Origin of the sequence: Mycobacterium sp. E796 (assembly GCF_001672815.1) — a bacterium.
Lineage (GTDB): Bacteria > Actinomycetota > Actinomycetes > Mycobacteriales > Mycobacteriaceae > Mycobacterium.
Window position 1 is genome coordinate 32,604 of record NZ_LZKK01000321.1, and the last position, 15,966, is coordinate 48,569.

Annotated in this window: 19 protein-coding genes; 11 read left to right on the forward strand and 8 right to left on the reverse strand. The window is 67.1% G+C overall.

From position 1 onward, the window contains the following. From A5706_RS25640 to fadD1, 6 genes are read left to right on the forward strand one after another with little or no spacing between them, the layout of a single operon-like run. Entirely contained in the window at positions 1-444 is a 444-nt protein-coding gene (locus tag A5706_RS25640; protein WP_068137228.1) for a MaoC family dehydratase, read from the forward strand. Continuing rightward, entirely contained in the window at positions 441-1,643 is a 1,203-nt protein-coding gene (locus tag A5706_RS25645) for a thiolase family protein (protein WP_068137230.1), read from the forward strand. The genes A5706_RS25640 and A5706_RS25645 overlap by 4 nt, the downstream gene beginning before the upstream one ends. A 1-nt stretch (position 1,644) precedes the next feature. Further along, positions 1,645-2,052: a Zn-ribbon domain-containing OB-fold protein gene (locus A5706_RS25650; RefSeq protein WP_068137232.1), complete on the forward strand. Its 408-nt coding sequence runs from the start codon at positions 1,645-1,647 to the stop codon at positions 2,050-2,052. Between the two features lie 23 nt (positions 2,053-2,075). Beyond that, the gene (locus tag A5706_RS25655) at positions 2,076-3,035 is read left to right on the forward strand and encodes an alpha/beta hydrolase (protein ID WP_068137337.1); all 960 of its coding nucleotides are present in this window, start codon (positions 2,076-2,078) and stop codon (positions 3,033-3,035) included. Further along, a complete protein-coding gene (locus tag A5706_RS25660) occupies positions 3,032-4,630 on the forward strand; it encodes an NAD(P)/FAD-dependent oxidoreductase (RefSeq protein ID WP_068137235.1) in 1,599 nt (532 codons plus the stop codon). Before A5706_RS25655 ends, A5706_RS25660 begins: the two co-directional genes overlap by 4 nt. Beyond that, positions 4,627-6,189, forward strand: a complete 1,563-nt coding sequence (fadD1, locus tag A5706_RS25665) for a fatty-acid--CoA ligase FadD1 (protein ID WP_068137239.1) — start codon at positions 4,627-4,629, stop codon at positions 6,187-6,189. The genes A5706_RS25660 and fadD1 overlap by 4 nt, the downstream gene beginning before the upstream one ends. A 16-nt stretch (positions 6,190-6,205) precedes the next feature. Here fadD1 and A5706_RS33245 read toward each other — a convergent pair whose 3' ends face one another. Genes A5706_RS33245 through A5706_RS25680 form a run of 4 tightly spaced genes read right to left on the reverse strand, consistent with a single transcriptional unit; the run spans position 6,206 to position 8,516 of the window. Continuing rightward, positions 6,206-6,343: a hypothetical protein gene (locus tag A5706_RS33245; RefSeq protein ID WP_156767329.1), complete on the reverse strand. Its 138-nt coding sequence runs from the start codon at positions 6,341-6,343 to the stop codon at positions 6,206-6,208. Next, complete coding sequence (locus A5706_RS25670) at positions 6,340-7,551, reverse strand: DUF6545 domain-containing protein (protein WP_068137240.1); 1,212 nt, start codon at positions 7,549-7,551, stop codon at positions 6,340-6,342. The genes A5706_RS33245 and A5706_RS25670 overlap by 4 nt, the downstream gene beginning before the upstream one ends. After that, a complete protein-coding gene (locus tag A5706_RS25675) occupies positions 7,548-8,051 on the reverse strand; it encodes a hypothetical protein (RefSeq protein ID WP_068137244.1) in 504 nt (167 codons plus the stop codon). Before A5706_RS25675 ends, A5706_RS25670 begins: the two co-directional genes overlap by 4 nt. Further along, on the reverse strand, positions 8,052-8,516 hold the full coding sequence (locus A5706_RS25680) for a helix-turn-helix domain-containing protein (RefSeq protein ID WP_068137247.1): 465 nt from the start codon (positions 8,514-8,516) through the stop codon (positions 8,052-8,054). Positions 8,517-8,620: 104 nt separating this feature from the next. Here A5706_RS25680 and A5706_RS25685 point away from each other — a divergent pair, with 104 nt between their 5' ends. Further along, entirely contained in the window at positions 8,621-10,882 is a 2,262-nt protein-coding gene (locus A5706_RS25685) for an MMPL family transporter (RefSeq protein WP_068137250.1), read from the forward strand. Positions 10,883-11,008: 126 nt separating this feature from the next. On the opposite strand, the gene A5706_RS25690 is transcribed toward A5706_RS25685, so the two are convergent. Beyond that, complete coding sequence (locus A5706_RS25690; protein ID WP_068137253.1) at positions 11,009-11,860, reverse strand: DMT family transporter; 852 nt, start codon at positions 11,858-11,860, stop codon at positions 11,009-11,011. Positions 11,861-11,892: 32 nt separating this feature from the next. On the opposite strand from A5706_RS25690, the gene A5706_RS25695 reads away from it, so the two are divergent. After that, complete coding sequence (locus tag A5706_RS25695; protein WP_068137256.1) at positions 11,893-12,633, forward strand: SDR family oxidoreductase; 741 nt, start codon at positions 11,893-11,895, stop codon at positions 12,631-12,633. Positions 12,634-12,654: 21 nt separating this feature from the next. Here the strand turns inward: A5706_RS25695 and A5706_RS25700 are convergent, their stop codons facing one another. Then, the gene (locus A5706_RS25700; RefSeq protein WP_068137259.1) at positions 12,655-13,284 is read right to left on the reverse strand and encodes a PadR family transcriptional regulator; all 630 of its coding nucleotides are present in this window, start codon (positions 13,282-13,284) and stop codon (positions 12,655-12,657) included. Positions 13,285-13,345: 61 nt separating this feature from the next. On the opposite strand from A5706_RS25700, the gene A5706_RS25705 reads away from it, so the two are divergent. Both A5706_RS25705 and A5706_RS25710 read left to right on the forward strand, forming a co-directional pair. Further along, a complete protein-coding gene (locus tag A5706_RS25705; RefSeq protein WP_068137261.1) occupies positions 13,346-14,170 on the forward strand; it encodes a hypothetical protein in 825 nt (274 codons plus the stop codon). A gap of 22 nt (positions 14,171-14,192) precedes the next feature. Next, entirely contained in the window at positions 14,193-14,705 is a 513-nt protein-coding gene (locus tag A5706_RS25710) for a nitroreductase/quinone reductase family protein (RefSeq protein ID WP_068137265.1), read from the forward strand. Between the two features lie 5 nt (positions 14,706-14,710). Here A5706_RS25710 and A5706_RS25715 read toward each other — a convergent pair whose 3' ends face one another. Beyond that, the gene (locus A5706_RS25715; RefSeq protein ID WP_068137268.1) at positions 14,711-15,058 is read right to left on the reverse strand and encodes an SHOCT domain-containing protein; all 348 of its coding nucleotides are present in this window, start codon (positions 15,056-15,058) and stop codon (positions 14,711-14,713) included. 26 nt (positions 15,059-15,084) lie between these two features. Beyond that, the gene (locus A5706_RS25720) at positions 15,085-15,582 is read right to left on the reverse strand and encodes a hypothetical protein (RefSeq protein ID WP_068137271.1); all 498 of its coding nucleotides are present in this window, start codon (positions 15,580-15,582) and stop codon (positions 15,085-15,087) included. A gap of 63 nt (positions 15,583-15,645) precedes the next feature. Between A5706_RS25720 and A5706_RS25725 the strand changes: the two genes are divergently transcribed. After that, on the forward strand, positions 15,646-15,951 hold the full coding sequence (locus tag A5706_RS25725; RefSeq protein ID WP_068137273.1) for a hypothetical protein: 306 nt from the start codon (positions 15,646-15,648) through the stop codon (positions 15,949-15,951). The last annotated feature ends 15 nt before the right edge of the window (positions 15,952-15,966 follow it).

Genomic DNA, 15,966 nt, shown 5'->3' on the forward strand with positions numbered 1-15,966 from the left:
ATGACCGACCAGGTGTTCTACGAGGACGTCGCGGTGGGCGACCGGATGCCCACGCTGACGGTCACCGTCGACGAAACGCAGCTGTTCTTCTTCAGCGCCGCCACCTACAACGGCCACCGCATCCACTACGACAAGGAGTGGGCCCGCACCGTCGAGGGCTACGACGACGTGCTCGTGCACGGGCCACTGCAGGCGGCACTGCTGGCCCGCGCGATCGGCGACTGGATCGGCGGACGCGGCCGCCTGGTGTCCTTCTCGGTACAGAACCGGGCCGTCGCCTATCCCGGCCAGCCGCTGAGCTTCGGCGGCGAGGTGACGGGCAAGCGCCTCGCCGAGAGCGGCGCGGGTCTGCTGGATCTCGAGATCGCCGGCCGCCGCGACGACACCGTGCTGATGCCCGGAACGGCGACCGTCGAGCTACCCCGACGCGGAACGCCGTCGTGACCGGGCTGCGCGGGGAAGCGGCGATCATCGGGATCGCCGAGCTGCCCGCAGAACGGCGCCCCACCGCGCCGCCACGGTTCACCCTCGACCAGTACGCGTTGTTGGCGAAGCTGGTCATCGAGGACGCCGGCGTCGACCCCGGCTGCGTCAACGGCCTGCTCACCCACGGGGTGGCCGAGTCGGCGATGTTCGCGCCCGCCACCCTGTGCGAATACCTCGGCATGGCACTGGATTTCGGCGAGCGGGTGGATCTCGGGGGAGCCACCTCGGCCGGAATGGTGTGGCGGGCCGCGGCGGCCGTGGAGCTCGGCATCTGCGACGCCGCGCTGGCCGTCGTCCCGGGCTCGGCGTCCCTGCCGCAGTCCCATCGGCGCCCGCCACCCGCGCCGAATTGGTATGGGGCGTCGTCGAACACCTACGGCTCCCCGCAGGCCGAGTTCGAGATCCCGTACGGCAACGTCGGCCAGAACGCCCCCTACGCGCAGATCGCCCAGCGCTACGCGGCCGAGTTCGGCTACGACGCGGCCGCCGTCGCCAAGATCGCTGTCGACCAGCGCGCCAACGCGTGCGCGCACCCGGGCGCGGTGTTCCGCGGAACCCCGATCACGGTGGACGACGTTCTCGCCAGCCCGATGATCGCCGATCCCATTCACATGCTCGAGACCGTGATGCGGGTACACGGGGGAGCCGGGGTCCTGGTCGCCAGCGCCGACATCGCGCGCCGAAGCCGCAACCGACCCGTCTGGATCACGGGCTTCGGTGAGCACATCGCGTTCAAAACCCCGACCTACGCCGACGACCTGCTGGGCACGCCGATCGCGCGCGCCGCCGACAAGGCGTTCGCGATGGCGGGGCTGGACCGGTCCGATGTCGACGTCGCCTCAATCTACGACTGCTACACGATCACGGTGCTGATGAGCCTGGAGGACGCCGGCTTCTGCGCGAAAGGCCAAGGCATGTCCTGGGTTAGCGACCACGATCTGACCTACCGCGGCGACTTCCCCCTCAATACCGCGGGCGGTCAACTGTCCTTCGGTCAGGCCGGGATGGCCGGGGGCATGCACCACGTCGTCGACGGTGCGCGTCAGGTCATGGGCCGGGCCGGCGACGCACAGGTGCCCGGCTGCGACGTCGGGTTCATCACCGGCAACGGCGGGATCATGAGCGAGCAGGTCGCCCTGCTGGTCCGGGGGGACTAGCGTGACCGCCGAATACCCCGTGCCCGAGCCCACGCCGGTCTCCCAACCGTTCTGGGACGGCCTGCGGCAGCACCGAATCGTGGTGCAGTACTCGCCGTCGCTGCACCGCCACGTCTTCTACCCGCGCAGCCTGGCCCCCGGTTCCCTCGCCGACGACCTGGAATGGCGCGAAATCGACGGCGCCGGAACGCTGTACACGTTCACCGTCGCGCGCCGGCCCACCGGCCCGCCCTGGGCCGACGCGGTGCCGCAACTGCCCGCGGTGGTGGCGTGGGACGCCGGCCCACGGGTCAGCACCGAGTTGGTGGACGTCGACCCGGCCGACATCCGAATCGGAATGCGGGTCGCGCCCGTGTTTTACGATCTGCCCGAGAGCGGAATTACCTTGCTGAAATATCGGCCCGCGTGACCGGCGCAGCGGCGGAGGCCACCATGGACGACCCGATCGACGGCGTCGTGCAGGCGATGCTGCGCGAACTGAACGACGGATTCCCGCGCGTCGAGACGATGACCGGAGCCGAAGCCCGCGCCGCGGTCGCCCAACGACGGTTGCCCGTCGAGAACCTCGGCGACGTTCGCGACACCATCGACCACGCGATCCCGGGCCCCGCGGGCGCACTCCCGGTGCGGATCTACCACCCGCACGGCGAGCCGTTCGGCCGGCGCCCCGGGATCGTCTTCTACCACGGCGGCGGATTCGTGTTGTGCGACATCGAATCCCACGACGGCTTCTGTCGCGCCCTGGCCCGCGGCAGCCAAGCCGTCGTCGTGTCCGTCGGCTACCGCCTGGCCCCCGAACACCCCGCACCCGCGGCCGCGCTCGATGCCTTCGCCGCGTACCGCTGGGTGACGGAACACGCCGCCGGGCTCGGCATCGACCCCGCGCGGACGGCGGTCGCCGGCGACAGCGCCGGCGGCAATCTCGCGGCCGTCACCGCGATCCTCTGTCGCGAACGAGGAGTCTCCCCGCCGGCCGCCCAGCTCTTGCTCTACCCGGCCATCGACCCCTCGTTCGACACCGACAGCTACCACCGCTACGGCACCGGATACTTCAACACCCGCGCCGCGATGCAATGGTATTGGCGGCAATACCTCGGCGCCGACAGGCTCGTCGACCCGCCCTACCTGGTGGCGCCCGCCCGAGTGGATTCTCATGCGAACCTGCCCCCCGCGGTGATCGCGACCGCCGGGCTGGATCCGCTGCACAGCGAGGGATGCCACTACGCGCACTGCCTGCGCAGCGACGGGGTACCCGTCGTGCACCGTGATTTCCCGGGATTGTTCCACGGGTTCATGACCATTCAATCCTTTCCGCCGGCGGCCTCGGCGCGCGAGATGATATGCGGCGACCTGCGCGGGCTCCTCGCGCCGACGCGTTGCGAGGCGACATGACCGATACGGACGTCATCGTCATCGGCGCGGGGTTCGCGGGACTGTATGCCGTGCACCGGGCGGCCTCGGCCGGGCTGGCGGTGATCGGCATCGAGGCGGCTCCCGACGTGGGCGGCACCTGGTACTGGAATCGCTACCCGGGCGCGCGGTGCGACGTCGAAAGCGTCGACTACTCATACTCATTCGACGAGGAACTGCAGCGGAGCTGGACCTGGACAGAACGCTTCGCCGCGCAGCCCGAGATCCTGGCCTATCTCCGCCACGTCGCCGACCGGTTCGACCTGCGCCGCCACTACCGGTTCGGCGTCGACGTCGTCGGCGCCGACTTCGACGAGGGCGAGGGGCGCTGGCACGTGCGCACCTCCGGCGGCCACGAGCACGCCGCGCGTTATCTGTTGTGCGCGACGGGCTGCCTGTCGGCGGTGAACCGCCCCGACATTCCCGGCATCGACGACTTCGCCGGCGAGGTGTACTTCACGGCGGAGTGGCCCGGTGAGGATCCGGACCTGCGCGGCAAGCGGGTGGGGCTGATCGGCACGGGTTCGTCTGGCATTCAAGCGGTTCCGCTCATCGCCGCCGAGGCCGAGCGGCTGGTGGTGTTCCAGCGCTCGGCGAACTACAGCATCCCGATGCCCAACCGCCCATGGTCGCCTGAGGAACAGCAACATATCCGGGAGGAGTATCCGGAGCGCCGCCGGCTTTCGGCGTACGCGTCGGCGGGTACGCCGCACGGCACCTACCACAAGAAAGCGGTCGACACCGAACCGCACGAGCGCGTCGACGCCCTGTGGCGGCGCTGGCGCGAGGGCGGCGTGCTGTTCGCCAAGACCTTCCCCGACCAGAACAGCGACCCGGCGGCCAACGACATCGCAAGGGAATTCGCGGAGGAACGCATCCGCGAAATCGTGCACGATCCCGTCGTCGCGGCCGATCTCATCCCGGTCGACCACCCGATCGGGACCAAGCGGATCTGTACCGACGCGGGCTATTACGCGACGTTCAACCGCGACAACGTCCGGCTGGTGAACCTGCGCCGCGAGCCCATCGACGCCATCACCGTTGAGGGCGTGCGAACCAGCGACGCGACCTACCCGTGCGACGTGCTGGTCTTCGCGACCGGTTTCGACGCACTGACCGGCGCGCTGACGCGGATCGACCCGAGCGGGCCCGGCGGCGTGCGACTTCGCGAAGTCTGGGCCGACGGCCCGCTGACGTTTCTCGGCCTGATGGTGCCCGGCCTGCCAAACCTGTTCACCATCAGCGGGCCCGGCAGCCCGTCGGTGCTGGCCAACATGGTGCTGCACGCCGAGGTGCAGATCGACTGGGTGATCGAACTGATGCTGACCGCCCGCCGACTCGGCCTGAGCGAGGTGGAACCGCGCCGCGACGCCGCCGAGGGCTGGACCCATCACGTGGCACAGGCCGCCGACCAGACGCTGTTCCCCAAGGCCGCATCGTCGTGGTACCTGGGCGCCAACATCGAAGGCAAGAAGCGCGTATTCATGCCCTACGCAGGGGGATTCGGCAACTACCGCCGCCACTGCGACGCGGTGGCCGCGCACAACTACGCTGGGTTGGTGCTGACCACGCGATGACCGAGACCGTGCAGCAGCTGCTACGCCAGCGCCGCAACGACGACACTGTCGCCGTCGCCCACGGCGACCGGACGTGGACCTGGCGGCAACACCTGGCCGAGGCCGAGGCCGAGGCGGCCGCGCTGATCGGCCTCGCCGACCCGGCCCGTCCACTGCACGTCGGCGCGCTGCTCACCAACTCCCCGGCGATGCTGCGCGCCATGGCCGCCGCCGCGCTGGGCGGCTACGTGTTGTGCGGAATCAACACCACCCGGCGCGGGGCAGGGCTCCTCGCCGACATCCGCCGATCCGATTGCCAGATCCTGCTCGTCGACGGCGAGCACCTGCCCCTGCTGGAAGGCCTGGCGCTCAACGGGATTCAGGTCATCGACGTGGCCTCGACACGCTACGCCGACGCGGCGGCCGCGGCCCCGGCCCTCGTTCCGCACCGCGAGGTCACCGCCGCGGACACCCTGATGATGATCTTCACCTCCGGCACCAGCGGCGACCCCAAGGCCGTGCGATTCGCGCACGGCATGGCGATCATGTGCGCGACGAGCCTGATCTGGCAGTACGACGTCACCGCCGAGGACGTCTGCTACCTGGCCATGCCGCTGTTCCACTCCAACGGGATCGCCGCCGGATGGGCGGTCGCCATCGGCAGCGGCGCCACGATGGTGCCGGCCAAGTTCTCGCCGTCACGCTTCATCGACGACGTGCGCCGCTACCAGGTGACCTACCTGAACTACGTCGGCAAGCCGCTGGCGCTGATCCTTGCCACGCCCGAACGTCCCGACGACGACGACACCCCGCTGCGGATCGCGTTCGGCAACGAGGCGACCGATCGCGACATCGACGAATTCGCACGGCGTTTCGGATGCCGGGTCATCGACAGCTTCGGCTCCAGCGAGTTCGCGGTGATCGTGGTGCGCGAGGACGGCGCCCCGCGCGGCTCTATCGGCAAGCCCTACCCGGGGGTCAGCATCTACAACCCGCGGACCCTGACCGAGTGCGCGGTCGCGGAGTTCGACGAGCACGGCGCGCTGACCAACTTCGACGACGCCGTCGGCGAACTCGTCAACACCCAGGGTGCCGGACCGTTCACCGGCTACTACAACGATCCCGCCGCGACGGCCGAGCGCATTAGGCACGGCATGTACTGGTCGGGCGATCTGGCCTACCGCGACGCCGACGGCTGGATCTATCTGGCCGGGCGCACCGCGGACTGGATGCGGGTGGACGGCGAAAACCTGGCGGCGGCGCCCATCGAGCGGATCCTGGAACGGCTGCCGCAGGTCGGCCAGGTCGCGGTTTACGCGGTGCCCGACGAGCGGGTCGGCGACCAGGTGATGGCCGCCCTGGTGCTGCGTAACGAAACCCCGTTGGAGCCGGCAGATTTCGAGAAGTTCCTCGCCTCGCAACCCGACCTGTCGCCCAAGGCGTGGCCGCGCTACGTGCGGATCAACTACGACCTGCCCGCTACCGCGACCAACAAGATCCTCAAACGGGAGCTGATCGCCGCCGGCATCACCGCGCAGGGCGGGGTGCTGTGGACACGCGACGCGCGCGGCACCACCTAAAGCGTGACGCCGTGACTCACCCGGCCTCGGCGGGCGTCGGCGCCACGCCGAAGCGTGCCAACACCAGCGTTCCGCACACGGCCACAACGAATCCCGCGATCACCCGCCGGCCGAGGCCGTCGCGGGCGGCCGGCGTCGAAATATTGCGGCTCATGTCGGGGAACTCGCTTGCACTTCGGGCGCAATCTGGCTGAACTGTTCGGTGGCTGCAAAGGCGGGCTTCCACCATTTCGCCAGGGCCAAAAGCTCGGTGACCTCCTCGTCGAGGGTGGTCGCCCGGGAGCGCAGGATCGTTGCCACGTCGGGGGATCCGGGCGTGGCGCCTGCGGTCTTGGCTCTGGCGGCGTGAGCTAGTTGTAAGGTTTGCGACGCCGCGTCGTGTTCGGCGGTTGGCACGGAGTTTGCCCGGAGGAACCGGGCCAGCTCGTGCGGCGCTATGTCGCGGAAATAGGGGCGCAGGTGCAGGATCGCGTCGCGGATTTCGATAATGGTTTGGTGTAGCTGCAGGGTGGTTTTTTGAAATCGATAATTCTCGTGGTCGAGGTTGAAACTGCTTTCCGGGACCACCGTTGTCAAGCTTGCCCTTAAGGCGGCCAAGTTGTTCCAGGAGCGGCTGGTGGGATCCAGTCCGAGGTAACGCAGCACTCGCGCTACGAGCGGAACAGCTCCGAAGCCATACACGATGACTGCCATCCAAAAGGCCTCAAAGCCGTGCAACCACAGCCGGAACCTCAGGGTGTCGGTCCAGCCGAGCTGATCGGTCGCGGCCGAGACCAGCGCTTCTAGGCAGGCTGCTGCGGTCAGCACACCGACCAGTAGCCCGCCGACGGCGAGGAAGAGGTCACGTTTCTGGGTGCTCTTTCGCAGCTCAGCTGCGAACATCCAAATAGCCCGAGCCGCCAGAAGGAGAATCATGGCCGTATAGAAGCTGCAGGCCAGGACTCCGTCCCAGCCGCCGGCGACTTCAAGGGATTGACCGGCAACGCGGGCACGGGTGGCCGCGGCCAGGTATGCCACGCATAATATGACCGCGGCCAGGCGGTAATAGCGGTGACCACGGCGCGTTTCGACCGGTGAGAGCCGAGTCCACAGCATCGTGAAGCCAATGAATTCGGTGGCGGCGAAAATCATTGCCGCGGAAGATAATTGCTGGGCGGTGATGACAGTCAGCAGGGCCCATTTGGACAGCATGACTTCTACATCATGCTCACGCAGGAGCTGGATCAGCATGATCCAGGCCATCAGATTGCTGTAGTACCTCTCGTAGAGGTTGGTCCTGCACCAGCGGAAGCGCGCGGCGAGAAGCACCGCCATGGCGATGATCACGGGCCAGGCGATGAAGCCTGGGACGGTGGAGGTCATCGCCGATGGAAGAAGGCGCTACGCATCATCATCGACGAGCGTTCGTTGGCTTCGGCGGCGGCGATCATCAGCAGCGAAGCGAACATTTCGGCATCACGTTCCTGCTCGCTGCCGCCATTGCTGCGTCCGAGCACCGCGTGCACGGTTTGAGGATCGATATCGGGCAAGACCTGGCGGCACAGGTCGTGTTCGCGCCCCTTGTCTGGGCCGAAAGCAGGGCTTCGGTTGTGACCCAGGAGCATGTGCCCGATCTCGTGGCCCACGATCTGGTCGATGTGGTAGTCGGTGGTCCCGATCTCGTGCAGGATCAGGTCGTCGTTGTCGCGAGCCAGCCACAGTCCGCATGGACTGTCGGCCAGAGCGGCGGTGTCGGTCGGAATCAATCTGATTGGGCGGCCGCGCATTTCAGCCAGATTGCGGATGAAGACATCCCTGTCCCAGGGGACCGGGATCGGCTGGCGGCGTGCCAGCGCCAAGATGTCACCATTCGAAAGTGTCATTTACGCCTCCCCCTCACCGCCGGCTGGGTGCGCGATCGGCGGAAGCCGCTCAAGCTCGCGAACGCGGTCAAGGATCAGGGCCACACTGTTGAGTGCCTGCGGAGTGAGGCCGCTCGCACGCATGGCCAAGTCCCGTACGCCGTTATCACGCAACGCTTGCAGAAGATTGAGTTGGGCATCGATCTGCGCGTCCGGATCGCGATCAATGAGATAGCTGGCCGGTACCCCGAAAAACTCGGCGATGGCGCGCAAATGCTGGACCGTTGGGTTGTCCTTGACTCCGCTTCTCAGCTGCCAGAGGTATGCCGGGCTGATCGAGACACCGGTTTGGCTGGTGATCGCCGCCGCGGCGGCAGCGTTCGACAGCGGCGGCGTGTCTGGCCGACGCATGATCTCGAAGAGCTTGTTGAGGCGGGCCGCCAGGTCGCCCTTCTCGACGCCCTCAGCGTCCCCGTGGCCGCCCATGTGTACTCCCGTTTATTATGACCGCTATCGGCATGTACTCACGTTACTTAACTGGGGATGGTAGGTCGGGCGATACCGGGTGACAAACTTTGGAAGGACATTACATGCTGCACCGGATCGCGCTGTTGGCTATCGCCGCGCCACGGCGGGTCCTCGCCGTTGCCTTGCTGATCCTCATCGGGGCATCGGCCTTCGGCGCCCCGGTCGCTCCGCGCCTGTCGGTAGGCGGCTTCCGGGATCCGAGCTCGGAGTCGGCCCACGCCAGCGGGCTGTTAACCGACAAGTTCGGTCAAAGCGATCAGCAGCTGGTGTTTGTGGTGACCGCGCCCGGAGGTGCCGCCAGCGATCAAGCTCGTCGGGTCGGCACCAATATCGGCGAACAGCTGCTGCGGTCTTCGTACGTGCTGAACGTGTCCTCGGCGTGGACCGCTGCACCGGAGATCGCGGCCGGTCTGGTTAGCAAGGACGGCAAGTCTGGCTTGATCGTGGCCAACCTCAAAGGCGGGGAAGACAACGCGCCGAAATACGCCAAGGCGCTGTCCGATCAAATCGGGGGCGACCGCGACGGAGTCGCCGTGCGCGCTGGGGGAATGGCGATGGTCTACGCGCAGGTTAACGATCAAACCCAGCGCGACCTGGTGTTGATGGAATTGATCGCGATCCCGTTGAGCTTCCTTGCACTGGTGTGGGTGTTCGGTGGCGTGCTCGCGGCGGCGCTGCCCGTTGCCGTGGGGCTGATCGCCATCGTCGGTTCCATGTCGATACTGCGACTACTGACTTTCGCCACGGACGTCTCGATTTTGGCGCTCAACCTCAGCACCGCGCTTGGCCTGGCGCTGGCCATCGACTACACGCTGTTGATCATCAGCCGCTACCGCGACGAGCTGGCCGAAGGAGCCCCTCCCAACGACGCACTGATCCGGACGATGGCCACGGCCGGGCGAACCGTGCTCTTCTCCGCAACCACGGTCGCGCTGTCGATGGCCGTGATGCTGTTGTTCCCCATGTACTTCTTGAGATCGTTCGCCTATGCCGGAGTTGCAACCGTCGCATTCGCGGGTCTCGCGGCGATCATGGTGACCCCGGCAGCCATTGTCGCACTGGGGCCCCGGCTGGACTCCCTGGATGTTCGCCGGCTGGCACGTCGGGTGCTGCATCGACCTGATCCGCTGCCCAGGCGACCAGAACAGCTGTTCTGGTACCGATCAACCAAGCTGGTGATGCGCCGAGCGATGCCCATCGGTGTGGCCGCGCTCGCCGTGCTGCTGCTGCTGGGATTCCCATTCCTGCACGTGAAGTGGGGCTATTCCGACGACCGCCTGTTGCCGCGATCTGCGTCCGCCCATCAGGTGGGCGACCAGCTCCGCAGCGGTTTCGCCAACGATTCCGCGCCGGCGATACAGGTCGTCATCCCCAACGCGCGCGACCTGGGTCCTTCCGACCTTGACGGCTACGCTGCCGATCTGTCTCGGGTGCCCGACGTGTCCGCGGTAGCCGCTCCGGCCGGTACCTTCATCGATGGGCACGATGTTGGGCCACCGGCGGCCGCGACTGGGATCGCCGGCGGCAGTGCATTTTTGACCGTCGCCAGTTCCGCGCCGCTGAATTCGTCGGCCTCCGACACCCAACTCGACCGGTTACACAAGATGCCGGGCCCCGGTGGCCGGTCAGTCCAGCTCGCCGGCCTCGCGCAAGCCGACCGCGACAGCGTCGAAGCCATCACCTCGCGCCTGCCGCTGGCGGTCGGATTTATCGCTGTCGTCACCTTCGTACTGCTGTTTTTGCTTACCGGTAGCGTGGTGCTGCCACTTAAGGCGTTGATCCTCAACGTGTTATCGCTGACGGCGACGTTCGGTGCCTTGGTATGGATATTCCAAGAGGGCCATCTCGACGCCCTGGGGACCACGTCTACCGGAACGTTGATCGCCAACACGGCGGTACTGATGTTCTGCATCGCGTTCGGCCTATCCATGGACTATGAGGTGTTCCTGGTGTCACGGATTCGCGAGTACTGGCTGGCATCGGCCCGTAGCAGCGACGCCAACGACGTGTGCGTGGCGTTGGGCGTGGCCCGTACCGGGCGCGTGATCACCGCCGCCGCGCTGGTCATGTCAATCTCGTTTGCCGCGCTGGCCGCCTCGCAGGTGTCGTTCATGAGGATGTTCGGGCTCGGACTGACCCTGGCCATACTCATGGACGCGACCGTGATACGCACCGTACTGCTGCCGGTCTTCATGCACGTGCTGGGCCGCGCCAACTGGTGGACCCCCAAACCGCTAGCCTGGCTGCACCACCGGATCGGCATCAGCGAATCCGCCAGCCACGCCAGGCACGTGGCGCCTGTTTACCTGGCCGAGGATGAATAACAGGAGCCGGTCTGTAACGCGCCGCACGAAACCCGACGCGCGTCGTCGGCGCCCTGGACTCAGTCGTCACTCAGGGGCGCTATATCGCCTGCAGCAGAATAGATTCCGCGGCCAGAGCGAAATGACTCAACCGGACTCGGCGGGCGTCGGTGCCTCGCCGAAGCGCGCCAACACCAGCGTTCCGCACACGGCCACAACGAATCCCGCGATCACCAGCCAGCCGAGGCCGTCGCGGGCGGAGTCACCCAGCCAGACGACGCCCACGATCGCGGGGGCGATCGTCTCGCCGACGACCATGGCCGCCACCGTCGTCGTCACCGAACCTCGGTGCAAGGCCGAGGTCAGCAGGAGAAATCCCGCGACCCCGCCGCCGGCGCCCGCATAGAGGGCCGGCTGGGTGTAGAAGCCGGGCTTGGTCGGGTCGACGACGTCCATCAGGCGCACCGCGATTTCGACGACGCCGAATCCGCTTCCCGCGCAAAGGCCCAGCGCAAACCCTCGGGCGCGATCGTGCAACCGGCCCGCAGCGGCACCGATGAGAAATATCGCGGCGACCACACCGATCAGCGCCCAGCCGAGTGCGGCCGGGGCGCGGCGAAAGTGCCCGGGGCCCGCCGCGCACGCGAGCACGACGAGGCTCACGCAGACGACCGCGACGGCCGTCCATTCCGTCGCGGACAGCCGCGCCGACAACACCCACGCTGAAACGATGCCGGTGACCGCGATGGACGCGGCGAGCGCCGCCGCGACGACGTAGATCGGCACCAATCGCAGCGCCATCACCTGAAGGAGAAACCCGAGGATGTCAAGGCCGATGCCGGCGAGATAGCGCCACTGCCGGACGGCCCGCATCAGCAGCACCGCGTCGACACCCGACTTGCTGGCCGGTTCGACCGATCGTGTGGCGACCGCCTGCAATACCGTGGCGGTGCCGTAGCACACCGAGCAACCCAGCGCGAGCAGGAACCCGATGAGCACAGAATGACAATACGAGACGAAGGGATTCTTCGATGATTGGCGTCGAGGGCAAAGTTGTAGCAATCGCCGGTGCAAGCAGCGGGATAGGGGAGGCAACTGCGCGTCTGCTCGCCGAGCGCGGCGCCAGCGTTGTCCTCGGTGCGCGCCGTGTCGAGCGCCTCGAGGAGATCGCGCGCGAGATTCGCGAGGGTGGGGGAGCCGTCGTCATTCGCCAGACCGATGTGACGCGCCGCGAGGACCTCGGCCAGCTGGTCGCGACGGCGTGCGGTGAATTCGGTTCCCTCGACGTACTGGTGAGCAACGCCGGGATCAGCAAGATCGGGCCGGTGTCGGACCTCGACGTCGATGGGTGGTCGGCGATGATCGACGTCAATCTGCGCGGGGTGCTGCACGGCATCGCCGCGGCGCTACCCGTTTTCCGCCGACAGGGCCGCGGCCACTTCGTGACGACCGTATCCACCGCCGGGCTGAAGATCGTCCCCACCATGGCCGTGTATGCGGCTACGAAGAACGCCGTACGTACCGTCATGGAAGGCCTGCGCCAAGAGTCGACCGATGGCGTCATCCGAACCACTTCGATATCACCGGGATTCGTCGACACCGAGCTCGACGGTTCGATCGACGATGCGGCCCTGCGTGACCAGATCCGGAGCACCATGAGCGACTTCGGTTTGTCGCCCGCGGCGGTGGCGCGCGCCGTGGCATTCGCGATCGAGCAGCCCCACGAGGTCGAGATTGGTGAGATCGCCATCCGCCCCACCGTCCAGGGTTAGCGGCGCAAGGCAGTCCTTCGATCAGCGAGCTTCCCGGGCGCGCGCGACGAGCTGCGTGAGTCGTTCGCGCCCGCGGGGGGTGAGTCCGAGGTCGCGCGTGTCCGACCAAGTTTCGACCTCCGCCGACGTCTCGTCGCACCACTGAACGAGGAGCAGCAGGAATTCTCCATAGAGCGCCACCACGCGTTCGGTGAGGTGGAGTCGCTGCGGGAATGGCCCTCCCGTGCTGAGTAATTCCTCGCCGAGCTGCAGGGCAGCGATGCGCAGTTCGCGCGCCTGCTGCCCTGTGGCCTCCAACGCGGCGCGCAGGTCGGCGACCGTTCCCTGGTCGGCTAGCAAGAGGCGCAGCAAAGCCTCGACCTCGATCGTGGGTGGGGCCGGTTCAGTGCCGAGCCATTCCTTCAGGGCAGCACGACCCCGCCGGGTGATTGTGTAGCGAGTGGCATGCCGACGTCGGCCCTCAACCGTTTCTGCTTCAGCGTGACCACGCTCCACGAGCCGCTTGAGCTCTGCGTACAGGTGCGCTTCCGATCGCGGCCAGAAGTAGTGAAGGCTGCGCCGCGCCTGCGCGACGAGCTCGTACGCTGTCCATGGTTGCAGGGCGAGCAGACCCAGAAGCGCAAACGAGGTAGCGGTCGGGCGAGAAGCCATTCGTTGACAATACTCAAATCTGGAGTAAAGTCCACTCCACACTGGAGTATGGGTGGTTGGAATGAACGACACCGAATACGTCGCACTCGTCGACACCACGCGGCACGAGCTCCGAGATCGGATTGAAGCCGCGCGCAACCGCTTTGACCGGCTTGCCCGGACCGCCGATCCGCTGGCGCGCCCGCCCGGTTCCCGCTGGAACGTTCAGCAAACTGTGGCGCACGTACTTACCGTCGCTCATCGCTACCGGGAACTCGCGCACGGCCGAGAGCCTCGCCGCGGCGCGACCGCTGGCGAGTTACGCGCGGTCAATCAGGCGGAGCTTGAAGTCGCGCTGGCGCCGATGCACGAATTGGCTGACCAGATTCAAGCGCTCGCGCCAGAAATCGACGGCTACTTTGACATGCTCGCCGACAGCAGGGCGACGGTTCAGTTTCACACCGGTGTGGTCGTCGACGACATCACGGCGCAAACGAATTGGCTGGGCGAGCTGCTGTTGCACGGATACGACATCGCCCGAGGCGTCAAGGCGCCCTGGGAACTCTGCGAGCGAGACATGCTGTTGGTATCTCGCGGCATGGTGCAGATCGGCGCGGGATACCCACTGCGCGAGGGGGTTTCGCCCGACGTCGACCTGAGTGTGGCATTCGAACTCGCTGGAGCGCGGCCATACCTGGCTCACATCCACTGCGGCACCGCGGAGTTTCGTCCGCGCCGCCCCAACGATCGCCCCGACGCGGTGTTACGGACGCCGGCATCAACCTTCGCGCTGATGCTCTACCAACGCATCGGGCCGTTCACCGCCGTCCGCCGAGGACTACGAATCGTCGGCGGACGCAAGCCCTGGCGAGCGCTCAAGCTGCAGTCCTGCTTCGAGCGACCCTGAGCGGCAATAGGAGGCAAGGAACATGGCGGAACACATCGCTCAGGCATCAGTGCGCGAAACGTATGAGCTTTATCTGAAAGTGATGCGCCACATCGGTCACTACCGTTGGTTCGCGCTGTTCATGAAGCAAGTCGGCTCAAGGGCAGACCGCGCGCTGATCCGAGCAAGCCGCGGCCGCCTGTCGATGAGCGGCCCGCAGCTACCGACGATGCTGCTCACCACGACCGGCCGGAAAACCGGCAAGGACCGGACAGTTCCGCTCCACTACGTGCGCGACGGACGAAACTTGGTTGCCGTATGCGAAAACTTCGGGCTCAACGCGACGTCGAGCTGGCCACACAATCTGCGCGCGAACCCAAGAGCGCGGATTGAGATCGGCGGCGCGGCCGCTGGATATGTCGGCCGACCCGCCACAGAAGATGAAATCGTCCGCAACATACCGAGGCTCGTCGACATGTGGCCTGCTCATGACTCCTATATGAGGCGAAGCGGCACACGCCATGTGGTCGTCTTCGAGCCGGTGGATGCGGACTGAGCCCCTCACATCTGCGAGAGGATGTGGGCGAGCTTGGCGGTGTACTCCGCCTCGGAGATCGCGCCGGCGGCGCGCAGCGCCTCCAGTTCCCTGAAGCGCTCGGGAACCGGCACCGGAGGGTCCGGATACGAGGGCGCCGTCGGGTGCGCGGACTGCCCCGTGTCCCCGACGCCCCATCCCGAGCCGAGGTTGACGAGCCGGAGCGCGAAGAGAACACCACCCGCGGTGATCGGCAGCCCGAGGTAGAGCATCCACCCCAGCGGCACGCCCGCGCGGCTCAGAGCGAAGTAGCGCGAGACCAGCAGCAGGGCGATCAGCGCGCCGGACAACAGGACTGCGGCCTTGGTCTTCATGCGGCAAGTGGAAACCGGGCGGGTGGCTACCGATCCCAACTGCGGCAAAGGTAATCCAGCACCAGGGCGGTGACGACGCCGTAGCCGAAGTGCGGAACCAAATCGCTGATCCAGCCGACGACGCCCCAGGTTCGCGGGTCGGTCACGCCGAGCACGGTCATCGGCCCGTTGGTGCCGACCAGCGCGATCGCCGTCGCGACCAGCGTGGCGACCACGAGGTTCGGGCGCCAGCCCAGCGCGTAGGCCAGCCCGAGGATCAGGCCCATCCCGATCCCCGCGGCATACCCGGTCAGCGCACCCAGGCCGAGCAGCCGGTTGGCCAGGACGTCACCGGATCCCGGCACCGTCAGGCCGAACAGCTTCGCCATCGCCTCGACGGTCCGTTCGGGCGTGGAGCTCGTCGGCCGGCCGCGCACCGCGATGTCCAGATAGGTGATCACGTTCAGCGCGGTGGTACCGGCGGCCCCCGCGGCGGCGCCGCTCAGCAGCCCCGGCCACAAGCGGGAAGCCCGTGGGTATTTCATCGTGCCGCCGCCCTCCGCTTGTCGCGATGCGCATCTTCTGAAAAGAAACTACAGTTGACTGCCATGACGAACCGCATGCGCCGTACGGCGGCCGCGCTCTGTGGTGGCGCCGCTGTCGTGCTTGCGGTCGGGCTGGGCGTCGCCGGCGCTGGTGAGTCGCCGAGCGTCGCGATGCCTCAGTCCTCGAGTGTCGCGCCGGCGCCCGGCGATGGGGGCGGAGCGATACCGGTGCAGCCCGTCGGCGGCGGCGCCTGCATCATCGGCCTGAACTGTGGCTGCATTCCGCACCGCACCTGCCCCACGCCGCACCCGCATCCGGGGACGGCGGGCGCCAACCAACACGACGCTCCGCCCCCGCAAAATCCGTAGCAGCCGGGTTTCCTG

Coding starts and splice junctions, on each gene's coding strand:
- A5706_RS25640 (WP_068137228.1), top strand. CDS start 1: ATGACCGACCAGGTGTTCTACGAGGACGTCGCGGTGGGCGACCGGATG.
- A5706_RS25655 (WP_068137337.1), top strand. CDS start 2,076: ATGGACGACCCGATCGACGGCGTCGTGCAGGCGATGCTGCGCGAACTG.
- A5706_RS25660 (WP_068137235.1), top strand. CDS start 3,032: ATGACCGATACGGACGTCATCGTCATCGGCGCGGGGTTCGCGGGACTG.
- fadD1 (WP_068137239.1), top strand. CDS start 4,627: ATGACCGAGACCGTGCAGCAGCTGCTACGCCAGCGCCGCAACGACGAC.
- A5706_RS33245 (WP_156767329.1), bottom strand. CDS start 6,343: ATGAGCCGCAATATTTCGACGCCGGCCGCCCGCGACGGCCTCGGCCGG.
- A5706_RS25670 (WP_068137240.1), bottom strand. CDS start 7,551: ATGACCTCCACCGTCCCAGGCTTCATCGCCTGGCCCGTGATCATCGCC.
- A5706_RS25675 (WP_068137244.1), bottom strand. CDS start 8,051: ATGACACTTTCGAATGGTGACATCTTGGCGCTGGCACGCCGCCAGCCG.
- A5706_RS25680 (WP_068137247.1), bottom strand. CDS start 8,516: ATGGGCGGCCACGGGGACGCTGAGGGCGTCGAGAAGGGCGACCTGGCG.
- A5706_RS25685 (WP_068137250.1), top strand. CDS start 8,621: ATGCTGCACCGGATCGCGCTGTTGGCTATCGCCGCGCCACGGCGGGTC.
- A5706_RS25695 (WP_068137256.1), top strand. CDS start 11,893: ATGATTGGCGTCGAGGGCAAAGTTGTAGCAATCGCCGGTGCAAGCAGC.
- A5706_RS25700 (WP_068137259.1), bottom strand. CDS start 13,284: ATGGCTTCTCGCCCGACCGCTACCTCGTTTGCGCTTCTGGGTCTGCTC.
- A5706_RS25705 (WP_068137261.1), top strand. CDS start 13,346: ATGAACGACACCGAATACGTCGCACTCGTCGACACCACGCGGCACGAG.
- A5706_RS25710 (WP_068137265.1), top strand. CDS start 14,193: ATGGCGGAACACATCGCTCAGGCATCAGTGCGCGAAACGTATGAGCTT.
- A5706_RS25715 (WP_068137268.1), bottom strand. CDS start 15,058: ATGAAGACCAAGGCCGCAGTCCTGTTGTCCGGCGCGCTGATCGCCCTG.
- A5706_RS25720 (WP_068137271.1), bottom strand. CDS start 15,582: ATGAAATACCCACGGGCTTCCCGCTTGTGGCCGGGGCTGCTGAGCGGC.
- A5706_RS25725 (WP_068137273.1), top strand. CDS start 15,646: ATGACGAACCGCATGCGCCGTACGGCGGCCGCGCTCTGTGGTGGCGCC.